This is a genomic window from Hymenobacter crusticola, assembly GCF_002154225.1.
Classification (GTDB): Bacteria; Bacteroidota; Bacteroidia; order Cytophagales; family Hymenobacteraceae; genus Hymenobacter; species Hymenobacter crusticola.
In genome coordinates this window covers 14,586-28,619 of sequence record NZ_MTSE01000005.1, presented here as the reverse complement: position 1 = coordinate 28,619, position 14,034 = coordinate 14,586, and the positions used below count along the sequence as shown (strand labels likewise).

The 14,034-nt window shown below is 55.7% G+C and carries 10 protein-coding genes; 4 read left to right on the top strand and 6 right to left on the bottom strand.

Annotated elements, in window-relative coordinates:
- Positions 1-36: 36 nt before the first annotated feature.
- A complete protein-coding gene (locus BXP70_RS11485) occupies positions 37-3,192 on the bottom strand; it encodes a SusC/RagA family TonB-linked outer membrane protein (RefSeq protein WP_086594227.1) in 3,156 nt (1,051 codons plus the stop codon).
- 515 nt (positions 3,193-3,707) lie between these two features.
- Here BXP70_RS11485 and BXP70_RS11480 point away from each other — a divergent pair.
- Together BXP70_RS11480 and BXP70_RS11475 are read left to right on the top strand one after the other, a co-directional pair.
- Complete coding sequence (locus tag BXP70_RS11480) at positions 3,708-4,874, top strand: galactokinase (protein WP_086594226.1); 1,167 nt, start codon at positions 3,708-3,710, stop codon at positions 4,872-4,874.
- An 85-nt stretch (positions 4,875-4,959) separates the two neighbouring features.
- The gene (locus tag BXP70_RS11475) at positions 4,960-6,012 is read left to right on the top strand and encodes a UDP-glucose--hexose-1-phosphate uridylyltransferase (RefSeq protein WP_086594225.1); all 1,053 of its coding nucleotides are present in this window, start codon (positions 4,960-4,962) and stop codon (positions 6,010-6,012) included.
- Between the two features lie 258 nt (positions 6,013-6,270).
- On the opposite strand, the gene BXP70_RS11470 is transcribed toward BXP70_RS11475, so the two are convergent.
- Together BXP70_RS11470 and BXP70_RS11465 are read right to left on the bottom strand one after the other, a co-directional pair.
- Positions 6,271-8,787 (bottom strand): ABC transporter permease, encoded by a 2,517-nt coding sequence (locus tag BXP70_RS11470; RefSeq protein WP_086594500.1) that lies wholly within the window; start codon positions 8,785-8,787, stop codon positions 6,271-6,273.
- 59 nt (positions 8,788-8,846) lie between these two features.
- Entirely contained in the window at positions 8,847-9,548 is a 702-nt protein-coding gene (locus BXP70_RS11465; protein ID WP_245849606.1) for an ABC transporter ATP-binding protein, read from the bottom strand.
- Between the two features lie 233 nt (positions 9,549-9,781).
- Between BXP70_RS11465 and BXP70_RS11460 the strand changes: the two genes are divergently transcribed.
- Entirely contained in the window at positions 9,782-10,498 is a 717-nt protein-coding gene (locus BXP70_RS11460; RefSeq protein ID WP_086594223.1) for an arylesterase, read from the top strand.
- A 50-nt stretch (positions 10,499-10,548) separates the two neighbouring features.
- Here BXP70_RS11460 and BXP70_RS11455 read toward each other — a convergent pair whose 3' ends face one another.
- Positions 10,549-11,352 (bottom strand): SDR family NAD(P)-dependent oxidoreductase, encoded by an 804-nt coding sequence (locus BXP70_RS11455; protein ID WP_086594222.1) that lies wholly within the window; start codon positions 11,350-11,352, stop codon positions 10,549-10,551.
- Positions 11,353-11,760: 408 nt separating this feature from the next.
- Between BXP70_RS11455 and BXP70_RS11450 the strand changes: the two genes are divergently transcribed.
- The gene (locus BXP70_RS11450; protein WP_245849605.1) at positions 11,761-12,633 is read left to right on the top strand and encodes an alpha/beta fold hydrolase; all 873 of its coding nucleotides are present in this window, start codon (positions 11,761-11,763) and stop codon (positions 12,631-12,633) included.
- 156 nt (positions 12,634-12,789) lie between these two features.
- On the opposite strand, the gene BXP70_RS11445 is transcribed toward BXP70_RS11450, so the two are convergent.
- Positions 12,790-13,314, bottom strand: a complete 525-nt coding sequence (locus BXP70_RS11445) for a hypothetical protein (protein ID WP_143436466.1) — start codon at positions 13,312-13,314, stop codon at positions 12,790-12,792.
- Between the two features lie 219 nt (positions 13,315-13,533).
- Positions 13,534-13,815, bottom strand: a complete 282-nt coding sequence (locus tag BXP70_RS11440) for a hypothetical protein (protein ID WP_086594220.1) — start codon at positions 13,813-13,815, stop codon at positions 13,534-13,536.
- Positions 13,816-14,034: the final 219 nt, after the last annotated feature.

Genomic DNA, 14,034 nt, shown 5'->3' with positions numbered 1-14,034 from the left:
GAGAAATCGGAAGAAATAAAAACAGAAAGCACCGCCTTAGAAGCCAAGCTGCAAGCCAGCCGTGAACGTGCGGATATTGGGGTAGCTGCCATCATCGACACCGCGCGCTAGTGTGCCACTACCTACCGTTTCGGGGTCGTAGCCGGAGTACTTGGTGATGGTGAAGACATTCTGACCCGTCACGTAGACGCGCAAGCTGCCGATGCCTTTCACCCGCTCAACTACCGACTTTGGGATGGTATAGCCAATCTGCACGTTCTTCAGGCGCAGATAAGAGCCGTTTTCCAACCAACGAGTCGAGTTCAGGAATGAGTTGGTGCCAGCGGCATAAGCTGCCGAACGAGCTTCAGGCGTGTCGCCGGTTGCTCCAGCAATAATGGCCCGTGGGGTAGTCGTCGAGGGGTTCTGCGGGGTCCAGGGGCTGAAGTCGCGGCGGTAGTTGCTGTTATCGTCGGTGCGGTCAAGCCACCACTTGCCCACGTTTAGCACGTCGTTGCCCTGCACACCCTGGAAGAAGGCTACTAGGTCGAAGTTGCCATAGGCAGCCGTCAGGTTCAGGCCGTACTGGATCTTTGGAAATACTCGTCCGACGTGGGCGCGGTCTTGCGGGTCGATAACACCATCATTGTTCAGGTCCTTATAGCGTACGTCGCCAGGTGAGGCGAGCGGCTGTGCACTGGAAGCAATGTTGTCGCCCTGCTGGAAGATGCCATCAAATTGATACAGGTAGAAAGAACCAACCTCATAGCCAGCTTCCGTCCGGGCGGCGTCAGCTGCGCCACCTACGAAGTTAAATGCTTGTCCAGAGTTGTTTACTAAGCGCGTAACCCGGTTTTTCAGCGTGGTCAGGTTGCCCGTTACGCTGTACGTGAATGGCCCTTTATTCTGGTTGTAGCCCAACGCAAACTCAAAGCCGCGGTTTTCCAGGCGCCCGATGGGTTGGTAGGGGTTATCACCAGCGTTGCCGTAGAAGGTCGCAATAGGTGGGTTAACCAATGCGTTGCGCGTCTGCGAAATGTAGTAGTCGGCCGAGAGCGTGAAGCGGTCTTCCAAGAAGCCAGCATCAAAACCTAGGTTGGTGGTGCGGCGCTCTTCCCAAGTAATGTTGTTGCTAGCTAGCTGCGTTTGCGATTGGCCGTTAATAATCGTCTGGCTGGAGCCGAGCGGGTAGTTAACGTTCGGGTTGATCGTGCCTAGGTAGCTATAAGAGCCACCGTAAGCGCCGGTGATGAAGTCGTTGCCGTTTGCTCCGTAGCTAGCGCGCAGCTTGAGGTTGCTAACCACATCGGTGGCTTCCTGGAAGAACTCTTCCTTGGAAATACGCCAGCCTGCTGACGCCGCCCAGAAGGTGCCCCAGCGGTCAGCGAAGCGCGAAGAACCGTCGCGACGGATGGCGCCCGTGAGCAAGTAGCGCTGGTTGTAATCGTACGACAGCTGTCCGAAATACGATTCCTTCGTCCAGGTGTATTCGTTGCCCGTTACTTGTGGCGCAGTGCTGCCTGCGCTCAACGCCCAGTAGTACACGGGGCCGGTGCCGTAATCGTTGTTGAGGCCGCGCGTAAACTCGTTGTGCTGGCGCTGCCGGCTATAACCCGCTACGGCCGTTAGGTTGTGGTCGCCGAAGCTTCTATCAAAGGTCAGCGTATTCTCGGCGAGGCCAAACAGCTCGTTGCCCTGGTTCTCGGCGTAGGAAGAAGGGTTCAGCGGGTCATTTTGCCGCCACTGTCCGTATTGCCGCTTTTCGCGGTCGTGGTAGGCGTGAAACTCCGTACCTAGGTTGAGGCGGTAGCGCAGAAAGCTCGTAATGTCGAACTCGCCGAAGATGCTACCCTGTAGGCGGTTAGAAGTGCCTGTGTTGTTAAACAGGTTTTGCAGCGCGATGGGGTTGGTGCCGAAGGTACTAGCATTGGTATCGCCGTAGCCATAACCTCCCGATTTGGTCGGATCCTTCACCGGAATCACCGGTAGCATGCGCAGAATGTCGTTGAACGGGGTTCCGTTGATACGTGTCTGGTTCGTGCGGGTGAGTAGTAGGCTTTCGCCTACGCGCAATTTGCCACGCGAGAAACCCGAGTTGATCCGGACGCTGTAGCGCTCAAACTTAGGTCCGACAACGGTGCCGTTCTGTTTGAAATAACCCGCACCAATCAGGAAGTTGGTCGAGTTGTTCTCTCCTTTGCTACCACCCGAAAAGTTCAGGTTGTAGTCCTGTACCGAGCCCTGCTTGATGAACTCTTTCTGCCAGTCCGTATCAATTACTTGGCCGTTAGCACCTAGGGGTAGCGTGTTGGCATATGGAAGCCGAGGAACACCTGGGGCGTTATCGTGCGCTTGGTTGTTGATGGTTGCCCAGTTTTGGGCATTCATCAGGTCGTACGTCTTGGTGATGTTCTGCACCCCAGCGTAGGCGTTGAAGCTAACAGCGGGTGTGCCGGCCTTGCCGCGGCGGGTCGTGATGATAATCACCCCGTTAGCACCGCTGGAGCCGTAGGGCGCCAGAGAGGCAGCGTCCTTCAGCACCTGCACGCTTTCCACATCCTGAGGATTGAAATCGCGCAGGTTGGTGGTCCAAAGTCCATCTACTACGTACAGTGGGCCGCTGCCACTACCTAGGCTTCCAATACCGCGAATATTTACGGTGGGAGCTTGGCCCGGCACGCCCGAGCTCGTGACTTGCACGCCCGGCAAGCGACCTTGGATACCTTCGGCTAGGGTAGCCACCGGGGCCCGGCGCACGTCGGTGCCGCTAACGGTGGCTACAGAACCTGTTACTTGCTCGCGGTTCTGGGTCAGATAACCTACCACGACCACATCGTTGAGCGTTTTGGTATCCGGCGCCAACGAAATGTTAATAGCGGTGCGGCCTCCTACGGCAACTTCCTGGGCAGTATAGCCTACGAAAGAAACGACTAGTGTGGCGTTGCTAGGGGCCGTTAGGGTAAAGCGACCATCGGCATCGGTTTGCGCTCCGTTGGTAGTGCCTTTCACCACTACGTTTACGCCGGGCAATCCGGCACCTTTCTCGTCAACTATGCGGCCACTGACGGGGCCATCCGCTTGGAAATAAACGAGTGCTGCCTCGTTGGATAGGTCAATTGAGCGACCCGTGGCTGCTGCCAACGGCTGAGCGGCCAGGCAGCAAAGCAGGGCTGGCGCCGCGAGCTGAGGCAGCTTGGGTACGTGCTTTTTCATAAAGATGTGTGGTTTGTGGGAAGAAAGGGGAAGCTAAACTGGCATGTGCAATCGATTGCACATAGCATGCATTTGCAATCGATTGCAAATTGAGGAGTTAGAAAAGTAGGGGATTGAAAAAAAGGCTGGGAGTCAGTAAGCGTTGACGCCGTTGGTTAACGGTCGGTGGGGGTGGATCTGGTGGGTGCCAGTGAGGAAGTTGCTCCTCCGCAAGAAAGCAGCAGCAATTTTACCAGTAATTAAGGATAATGTCAATAAATAACGTTCAATTTTCATATGGATTAATCCTATTATGTACGATAAACCTCTTTTTAACGGATTCATTCACACCTAGGTTTTCACCTGTAGACATAGTGAGTAAAAAAGATGCACTCAGTCAAAAACATGTTAGTTTGTTGAATGCCATATAGATGATAGCCCATTTGCAATCGATTGCACGTGCATAATCTTTACAAGTCATTTTAATACTTTATCATTGCCACACGTATACTTGTTTCTTACTATCTCCTCCGCATATGCCCCTTCAGTCCATTGCTGCTGCTTTTCAGCGTCATTTTGGGCACGAACCGCTACTGGTGCGCGCCCCAGGCCGAGTTAATCTAATCGGTGAGCACACAGATTATAACGGCGGTTTTGTGCTACCAGCCGCTATCGACAAAGAAATTTACTTTGCCGTGGCCCTCAATGATAGTACGACGGCGCGGCTCCATTCTTACGACCTGAACGAGTCGTACACGACGGAGATAAGCGAAGTTCACCGCGACGAGACGCAGTGGGCCAACTATTTGAAAGGCGTGGTCGCGCAGTTTCAGAAGCGCGGCATTGAGGTGCCCGGTTTCGACTGCATGTTTGGTGGTAATATTCCGATAGGAGCAGGCTTGTCGTCGTCGGCGGCGGTGGAATGCGGCCTAGGGTTCGCCTTGAACGAGCTGCTTGGCACCCGCCTCGACCGCATGGAGCTTGCCCGCATGGGCCAGCAGGCCGAACACGAGTACGCTGGCGTCCGCTCGGGCCTCATGGATCAGTTTGCCAGCCTGTTCGGCAGACCCGAGCATGTGGTACGCCTCGACTGCCGTTCTCTTGACTACGAGTATTTTCCCTTCAACACCGAGAATTGCCACATTGTGCTTTGCAACTCCGGCGTGAAGCACTCCTTGGCTAGCTCCGAGTACAACACCCGCCGCCATGAGTGCGAGCAAGGCGTGGCGATTTTGCAGAAATATTATCCTCAGGTGCACAGCTTGCGCGATGCTACCCTCGAACAAGTGGAGAAGCACCGGGAAGAGCTAGGGGACGTGGTATACCGCCGCTGCCGCTACGTGGTGGAGGAAAACCTACGGGTGGAATCGGCCAGCAACCACTTGCTAGAAGGCAACTTGGAGGCGTTCGGCCAAGATATGTACGGCTCGCACGCCGGCCTGCGCGACGATTATGAAGTGAGCTGCAAGGAGCTAGACGTGCTAGTGGATGTGGCCAGAACGGTGCCCGGCGTGTACGGCGCCCGCATGATGGGTGGTGGCTTCGGCGGCTGCACCATCAACCTAGTAGCTCCAGATCAGGTCGATAACTTCGTGGCTACCATGACGCAGGCCTACCACGAAAAGCTGCAACTGAAGCTCGAAACGTATAAAACCAAGATTGTTGGTGGTGTAGAAGCGGTGGCTTCGCCAGCGAGTAAGTGAGTAACGGAGTAAGGCGGCGCCAAAACATTACTCAGCTACTTCGTCACTCAGTTACTTAAATACTCAGTTACTCAAACACCCTCTCATGTCTGCTTTCGATACCACCGAGCACTCGCACCGCCGGTTTAACCCGCTCACGGGCGACTGGATCCTTGTGTCGCCGCACCGCTCGAAGCGCCCCTGGCTAGGCCAGCAGGAAAAGCCCGAGCAGGAAGTGCGCCCCGCCTACGATCCTACGTGCTACCTCTGCCCTGGCAACACCCGCGTGGGCGGCATCGTGAACCCACAGTACACCAGCACGTTCGTCTTCGACAATGACTTCGCCGCTTTGCAAACCGACGCTCCCCAGGGCTCGGTGAACCTAGGTGGCTTGCTCCGGGCCGAAGCCGAATCGGGCTTAGCACGTGTGATTTGCTTCTCGCCCCGCCACGACCTCACGCTGCCCGAAATGGACGTGGCGGCTATTCGCGGTGTGGTAGACGTGTGGGTGCAGCAGTACCAGGAAATCGGCGCCCGGCCCGACATCAACTACGTGCAGATCTTCGAGAACAAAGGCTCGATGATGGGCGCTAGCAACCCGCATCCGCACGGCCAGATATGGGCTCAGCGTACCGTGCCCGTTGACCCCGCCAAGGAAACGGTGCAGCAGGAAGCCTACTTTAAGGAGCATGGCCGCAGCCTGTTATCGGATTACCTGGAAATCGAGCTGAAGGAACAAACGCGTATTGTAGTTCAGAATGAACACTTCGTGGTGGTAGTGCCATACTGGGCCGTATGGCCGTTCGAAACGCTGCTGGCGCCGCGCCGCCACGTAACGAGCATCGAGCAGCTCACCGATGCCGAGCGCGATGCCTTCGCCGATATTCTGCGTCAACTCACTATTCGCTACGACAACTTATTCGAAATCTCCTTCCCTTATTCGGCAGGAATTCACCAACGCCCTACCGACGGGCAAGCGCATGAGTCGTGGCACATGCACATGCACTTCCTGCCCCCGCTACTGCGTTCGGCCACAGTAAAGAAATTCATGGTCGGTTACGAACTGCTCGCTAATCCGCAGCGGGATATCACGCCGGAATCGGCGGCGGAGCGCCTGCGCGGCCTTTCGGATGTGCACTACAAGAGCCGTCAGGCATAAGTTTTAAGCGACTTTCGCTACTGAAAAGCGCGTTTGTTATTCCGAGCTAGAACGGAATGACAAACGCGCTTTTCACTGGTAGACAGTGCTAGGCTGGATTTGCAATCCGCCATGCGTGCGTCGTTGGGATTTTCAGGCTTGTGTGGCCGCCCGCGTTGCGGACGGGAATTGCAAATTCCCACCTCCTAGCAACCGGATTATAAAGCTGGCTGAGCTTTGAGAACCGCCAAGCATACGACACGCGCTTTTTGTTTGGCTTTAGCCCGCTTCGCTTCGCAACACTTCCAGCGGCGGGCGCGTGAGCACGTCGCGGCTGTTGAGCAAGCCGATTAGCATGGTAAGAGCCGTGGTGACGAAGGCCAACAACAGCAACGGGCTTAGCTCAGGCGTGAACTCTACCTCGAACACCCAGAGCGCCAGCGCCCAACCAGCGAAACCCGCCAGCACCAACCCCGCGACGGCCGCCAGTAACCCCAGCAGCGCATATTCTACCAGGGTAATGCGTAAAATTTGCCGGCGGCTCGCGCCCAACGTACGCAACAACACGCTTTCCTTTACGCGCTGATACCGACTCACAAACACCGAGCTGATGAGCACCAACAGCCCCGTGGCAATGCTGAAGAGCGCCATGAAGCGAATGACGAAAGATATTTTGCTCAGAATGTCGTCGAGCGTTTTCAAAATCAGACCTAGGTCGATTGCCGATACATTGGGGAAGTTTTGCACCAGCTCACGTTGCACGGCCCCTAGGGTGTTGTTGTTGGGCACCCGCGTCATGAGCACGTAAAACTGCGGGGCCGCTTCCAGCACGCCGCGGGGAAACACGACCAAGAAGTTGGTTTGTACCCGCGACCAATCTACGGTGCGCGTGCCGCTCACGATGGTGTTTAGCGACAAGCCTTGCACGTTGAACGTCAGCGTATCACCTAGCTTGAGCTTGAGGCGCTTGAAGTAGCCATCCTCCAGCGAAATACGCGGCGTGCCATCGGCACCCAGCGACGGGGCGCGACCCGCTTCAATCTTCTCGGAGGCAATAAGCTTATCGCGGTAGGTGACGCGGTACTCGCGGCTGAACACCCACTTCGGCACACCCCGCGTGCTGTCCTTCTTAAATTCGGAACCTGTGTGGCCGTTGATAGCGGTCAGGCGCATCGTCACGATGGGCACTTGTTGCAGCAACGGTAGCTTTTGATCTTTCACCAGTTGCACCACGCCGGCCCGTTGTTGGGGCTGAATGTCAAACAAGACGAGGTTTGGCTGCTTGCCACTCGCCGCCACCTGCACCCGACCTAGCAATAGGCCTTGCAGCAGATAAAGCGTAGCCAGCAGAAACACACCTAGGCCAATCGAAACGGTGAGGGTAATTGTCTGATTATTGGGTCGGTACAAATTTGCCAGCCCTTGCCGCCACACGTAGCTCCAGGAGCTCGGGAAGTAGCGACGTACCGCCGCGCGCAAGCCTTGCCCTAGGGCCGCTAGGGTGCCAAACGCGACCAGCAAGCCCGTTGCAAACCCTAGGGCTTGTTTCCAGTCGCGGGTTTGTAAGTAGGCAAAGCCCGTGATGAAGGCCGCAATCAGGGCGAACACCACGAAGCGAAGCGGGTCGGCGCGCTCGGTATTTTCCTCATACGACGCTCGCAACGTGCGCAGCGGCGACACGCGCCGAATTTCCAGCAGCGGCAGCAAGGCAAACAGCACCGCCACCAGCACACCCGTCAGCACGCCCTGGGCCACGGCTGTCCACGAAACGGCCACGCTCACTGCCACCGGCAAGAAGCCCGCAAATACACGCGGCAGCAGCAACTGCACCGCCGTACCTAGGGCAGCGCCAATGATGGCGCCGAGCAAGCCCATCAGTGCAATCTGAAGCAGGTAAATGAGCAAGGCTTGCCAGCCGCTGGCCCCTAGGCAGCGCAGCACGGCTACAGCCGATATCTTCTCGCGCACATACAGGCTCACGGCGCTGGCCACGCCCACGCACCCAAGCAGCAGCGCCACAAACGCCACCAGGTTCAGGAAGCGCGTGAGGTCGGCAAAAGAACGGCCCGTTTGCTTTTTGCGACTGGCTACGGTGTCAGAATCAATGTTGACCTTATCAAAGCTAGGTTCGAGGGGCTTAATCAGCTGGTCTACGTTGGTAGTAGCCGGAAACTGGTAGTAGCGGCGGTACTGAATGCGGCTGCCGCGCTGCACCAGGCCGGTTTGGGCCAGCAAAGCGCCCGGAATGAACACTGTGGGAGCAATAGACGCGCTAAACTCTGACTGACCCGGCGTTTTGCGCACGCGCCCAGCAATCTGAAACGTAAGGTTGCCGACTTTAATTGAATCGCCAGGCTTGGCACCAAACTGTACCAGCAATGCATCATCTACTAGCGCGATGCGCTGCTGAGCAGCTGAAGCTTGCCGAAACGCCGGCACCGCGGCTGCGGGCTCCACCACCCAGTCGCCATAGTACGGAAAGCCGCCGCTGAGCGCACGGATTTGGGCCAAGCGCACACCCTGGCCTTTTGGGAATTGGACGAGCGAGGCAAAGGCCACCTCGTTGCTGCGCGTGCGACCTAGCTTGCGCAACGTGGGTTGCAGCGCAGCTGGGAAGGGCTGGGTTGATGATAACACCAAGTCGGCGCCCACCAGCTCCCGCGCCTGTTCGTCGATGCTGCGGGCTAGGTTGTCGCCAAAGCCGTTGATGCCAACCAAGGCCGCAATGCCGAGCACGATGGCCGACAAGAACAGCAGCAACCGCGAGCGGCTGCGGCGACTGTCGCGCCAGGCCATGCGCCAGAGCCAGCCCACACCCGGCCGGGCCGAGGGCGTAGCGCCGTTCAAAGGGCCGCTCATTGGGCTGGGGTGGACGCGGTAGCCCGTTGCGTAAATGAATCCGAAACTACGCTACCGCCCTTGATGCGCACCACGCGCTGGGTTTTGGCGGCTAGCTCCAGGTCGTGGGTCACGAGCACCAGCGTGGTGCCGGCTTCGCGGTTCAGGCCAAACAGCAAATCCACTACCGTGGCGCTGGTGTCGGCGTCGAGGTTGCCGGTGGGTTCGTCGGCAAACAGGATCTTGGGGCGATTAGCAAACGCCCGGGCTAGCGATACGCGCTGCTGCTCTCCGCCCGACAGCTGGGTGGGGTAATGATGGCCGCGGCCTCCTAGCCCCACGCGCTCCAGCAGGGCCTGCGCCGCTTTGGTACCGCCCGAAACGCCGCGCAGCTCCAGCGGCACTAGCACGTTTTCGAGGGCCGTGAGTGTGGGTAATAGCTGGAAGTTCTGGAAGATAAACCCTACGTGCTCGTTGCGCACGGCGGCCCGCTGGTCTTCGTTGAGGGTGTCGAGTTGAATACCATTTAGCCACACGCTGCCCGACGACGCCCGGTCGAGGCCGGCGCACAAGCCGAGAAGGGTGGTTTTGCCGCTGCCCGAAGGCCCAACGATGGAGAACGTGTCGCCGGGTTGCAGCTCGAAGCTGACGGACTCGAGCACCGTAAGCGACCGGCCGCCGCTGGTGTAGGATTTAGTGAGGTTTTCTACTTTAAGCACGAAGCAAGAATGAATGAGCCGCTGAGGAAGCGGCGGCGAATACCAGAGAAGTGAGAAAATACGCGTCGGTCATTCTGCGTAGCGCCAGCAAGCTGAGTTAGCCCTTAGACCGGAAATCCAGCTTGCTGGCGCTGCGCGGAATGACAGACGCCTAAGCAGTTACTACCAAGACGGGCTCGCCGTTACGATATTTTCTACCGTTACGCGTATACCCGAAAAAAATCGCTGCTTGCATGAAAACAGTTCCGATCCTCCTTAGTTGCTGGTTGCTCTTCCTAGTAAGTGGCTGCGGCAACAATTCGCAGTCGTCCGCCGATTCGGTAGAAGCCCCAGAGGCTAGTGCGCCCACCGCTTCCACGCCGGCCAAAGCAGCCAGTAAACCAACCGTGCTGTTCTTCGGCAACAGCATTACTGCCGGCCTAGGTGTCGACCCCGAGCAAGCCTTTCCGGCCTTGGTAGGTCAAAAGATAGATTCTGCCGGCCTAGGCTATACCATCGTAAATGCCGGCCTGAGCGGCGAAACCACGGCCGGTGGGCGCAGCCGCGTTGGGTGGGTACTGCGCAAGCCAGTGGCCGTGTTTGTGTTAGAGCTAGGTGGCAACGACGGCCTGCGGGGCATTCCGCTTTCCGATACCCGCCGCAATCTGCAAGCCATTATTGATACGGTGCGCCAGCTCAGCCCGCAGGCTAAGATTGTGCTGGCTGGCATGCAAATTCCCCCAAACCTAGGAGTTGACTACGCCGCGCAGTTCAAGCAACTCTACGGTGATTTAGCGCAGAAGAACAAGCTCACGCTCATTCCTTTCTTATTGGAAAACGTTGGCGGTATTGCCAAGCTCAATCAGCGCGACGGCATCCACCCCACGCCAGAAGGGCACCGCCTAGTCGCCCGCAACGTGTGGACGGTGCTGCAACCGTTGCTGCGCGAGCCAACAGCGGTGAGTCAGTAAGGAAGCTGCGTTTTTAATAAGCGCGAGCAGCGGCGCGCAGGCAAGCTAGGTTAGCGCTTCTTGCCGGCTTCCCGCATTACAAAAGACGCTGCCGCTAGCAGCAGCTTGCGCGAAGGCATTACCCCAGCCGTGAAAGATAGAACTCGATTTTGCCAACCCGGTACAACGTTGAGCTTGCCGCGCATCATGCCACGGTAGCCGGCCTGGGCTACTACGTCTGCCCGTAGCATGGTGCGCTGGGCCTGCGCCGAGCGACCCATGTCGGCCCGCTCGACGAAGCCAGTTTCGGTGAGGCCAGGGTTCAACACCGTGGCCGTCACGCCCGTGCCTTTGAGCTCCGCGTGCAGGCCTTCGGTGAAGTGCATCACGTAGGTTTTGGAAGCGCCATACGCAGCTAGGTTCGGCAACGACTGAAAGGCCGCTAGCGACCCAATGTTCAGAATGCGCCCAAATCGCCGCTGCACCATGTCCTTTACAAACAGAGTCGTCAAGGTAGTGAGCGTGATGATATTCAGGGTGAGCATGTTCTCGTACGTGGCGGAGTCAGCCTGCGTCACCGAGCCGTAGGCGCCGTAGCCGGCATTGTTGACCAAATAATCGATTTGTAGGTTTTCAGCTTTGCAAGCTTGATACAGTGCCTGTGCTTCGCCTAAACTGGACAAATCCAAGGGCATGCTGACGACACGAATACGGTATTGCCGCTCAAAATCGTGCTTGATTTTTTCTAATACTTCTCCGCGACGGGCCACAAGCACCAGGTTGATGCCATCTTGCGCGAATAATTTAGCTAGTTCGTACCCGATGCCGCTGGAGGCACCCGTAACAAGAGCCGTCTGGTTTTGAAGATCAGTCATAAGGAAAAACAAGTAGATCTTTTTAGTACGCAGAACCCAGCTGCACAACTTGTCATCCTTAGCATTACCGCCTCCGAGTAGAGGCTATGTAGAAGATTAAGAATGAATTAAAACTTATTAGTTGATTGGCTAGAGTCCTGATAATAGACTACCCTAACTACCAGAGAGGAGCCTAGGGCACGGGAGGAGAGCTGTTATAATACGTACCCATGGCGTGAGAAGTACGGACAGGCTGTTCCGTATATGTGTCTATTTAAAGTATAAGATTAAGGTTTTGAAGCATATTTACCACGTTATATTGCTATGTTAGTTGGTAAATGTTTACTTTCGAGTTCTTTTTCTGGTTAAACAGATACGAAATTGGATTTATCTAAGTATTTTTTGGTGGAAGGGAATATCGCTTCTGTATTGAACTCGCTTGTACATTCGTTGGAGGATGTTGGGCAAGGAAATCAACAGCCGGCACTGTCGCCGCAGGATTTAGCGGCACAAAAGGTGCTGCAGCGCAACAACGTGCGCGTAATTGGTGAGGGGAAACCGCCTATTTTACTGTGTCACGGGTTTGGCTGTAACCAGCATATATGGCACTATTTAACAACGCCACTCGCTGCGCGTTACCAAATTATCCTGTTCGACCACGTGGGCGCCGGTGAATCGGATTTGACTGCCTATGACCCCGTGAAATACAACAGCCTTGATGGCTACGCGCAAGACATCATTGAAATATGTCAGGCGCTGAAGCTTCAAGAAGTAGTAATCGTGGGGCACTCCGTAGGGGCCATGATTGCTATGCTAGCTGCTATTAGCGGACCAGAGTATTTCTCGAAAGTGGTGATGCTGGCACCCTCGCCGTGCTACTCCAACCAGCCAGGCTACCATGGAGGCTTCGAGCCAGAGGACGTGCAGCAACTATTGCAACTGATGGACGCTGATTATAACGGCTGGGCGCACATGTTTGCGGGCCTGCTAGTAGGGCCCGACCATGCATCCCTGGGCGAGGAGCTAGCTACTTATTTCTGCGAAACTGACTCAACCATCGCCAAGCAGTTTGCGCGGGTTTCGTTCCTGTCCGACAACCGCGCAGAAGTGCCGCACCTACAAACCAGCACGTTGCTGCTCCAGTGCCAACAGGACGCCGTTGCGCCCGAAGAAGTAGGTGCTTACTTGCTAGAGCACATGCACAAAGCAACGTTGGTACAACTCCAGGCCACGGGGCACTGCCCACACCTAAGCGCTCCGCTCGAAACCCTAGCTGCCATCGAAGCCTTTCTAGCGGCATAAATCACTAGCAGCTAGATACATGCTAAATAAGCCCCGGCGAAGCCGTACCTAGGTTAGGTACGGCTTCGCCGGGGCTTATTGCTATTGGTGATTAATACAAGTCCAAACCACGCTACTCGAAGCGCTGCGGCAGTTCGGTTTAGCAGCTGCCAGTTTCTAGCTGCGAGTAGGTGGGGTAGGCCGGTTGCGCAAGGCTTGCTTTAGCTCATGCTCTTTCATCTTTTTACACGTGAGCAGAATAACGGCGTCGTTGCTCATAGCATTTTCCTCGTAGCTCATGTGCACCAGTTTCCCGTTCCACGAGTAGCGTTGCGCGAAAGGGCTACTTTTCACGCCTGGTCCAGCTTGCTGCTGCAAAGCCGCAAGCACGGCACGACTGTTTTGCACACCCTGAGTTTTGATGACTACCACCGAGAGTTTGCCCTTGTAAAAGCCGTAAGTGATATCAGCGGCTTCTCCTTCACCTAGCTTCTTAACTTCGCTGGCGCGACGATAGTAGCGCGTGTTGCCCGCCTTCTCAGCCAGCGCAAGGTCTCTAAAAGCCGACGTGTCTTTCTCGAAGCGGGCCCCGTGAAAGCCGTACGCTTCATCTAACGATTGGAGCCTAGCTTGCTGGCTTTGTGCATACAATGAGGTGGAGGCGCAAGTCAACAAGCCAAGTAATGTGGGCAAAAACTTCATTTAAAAAGGAAATAGATAGCAGAAAGAAAAAATAAGCTAGCACAAATGCATTGCAAAGTGCAATAATATAAATAAAGTATAATGTGTAAGTTGATAAAATCAGGCCGCTGCGCCATAGCGAAGAAACACGTTGCAGTAGCTGAAGGACTGGTTAGCAGCTATAGTAACCAGCGGCAAGAGTTGGTCTAATACGAAGTAGCCAAGCTTAAGCAGCTTAGATTACCCAGCTTCCGTGAAATCGGCGGGAAGAGGAAGAATGCGTTCTACAGCACTCTGTAAACCATTGAAGTTTATTGTATTGCGCAAGGAATAATGATCATGGATGTACCGCTCCACGATGAAGGAAGCCACTTGCTGAGTTCCCATCTGCGCCCAGATAGGGCGCACCCCCGCAATACGCCATACAGCTCGGTTAGCAGGGTTTGTTACAACAACAGTTACATCCTGCGAGGTTACTTTTTCGCACTTAACAAGCAATTGACAATCCAGTGCTGCGGTCATGAGGTTACATCCTAGTATGCTAGCTCTCTACCAAATGGCGTGCCTATCGTGCGTTCACACTGACCACGGTAAATGGTGTTAAATTGTTGTAATTGTATTTTATATATAACTCTGCTCTTATCATTTGCAAGAGAAAGTACTGTAGTCAAGAGTGCGAAAGGGCACGTTTACTGTTGAGGTGCTAGGATGTTATTGTTGAGCTTGTTCTGGTAGGATGCG

Excerpts from the sequence above, each read along its gene's own strand:
- BXP70_RS11470 (WP_086594500.1), bottom strand. The coding sequence starts at position 8,787 with ATGGCCTGGCGCGACAGTCGCCGCAGCCGCTCGCGGTTGCTGCTGTTC.
- BXP70_RS11480 (WP_086594226.1), top strand. The coding sequence starts at position 3,708 with ATGCCCCTTCAGTCCATTGCTGCTGCTTTTCAGCGTCATTTTGGGCAC.
- BXP70_RS11445 (WP_143436466.1), bottom strand. The coding sequence starts at position 13,314 with ATGAAGTTTTTGCCCACATTACTTGGCTTGTTGACTTGCGCCTCCACC.
- BXP70_RS11485 (WP_086594227.1), bottom strand. The coding sequence starts at position 3,192 with ATGAAAAAGCACGTACCCAAGCTGCCTCAGCTCGCGGCGCCAGCCCTG.
- BXP70_RS11460 (WP_086594223.1), top strand. The coding sequence starts at position 9,782 with ATGAAAACAGTTCCGATCCTCCTTAGTTGCTGGTTGCTCTTCCTAGTA.
- BXP70_RS11455 (WP_086594222.1), bottom strand. The coding sequence starts at position 11,352 with ATGACTGATCTTCAAAACCAGACGGCTCTTGTTACGGGTGCCTCCAGC.
- BXP70_RS11440 (WP_086594220.1), bottom strand. The coding sequence starts at position 13,815 with ATGACCGCAGCACTGGATTGTCAATTGCTTGTTAAGTGCGAAAAAGTA.
- BXP70_RS11475 (WP_086594225.1), top strand. The coding sequence starts at position 4,960 with ATGTCTGCTTTCGATACCACCGAGCACTCGCACCGCCGGTTTAACCCG.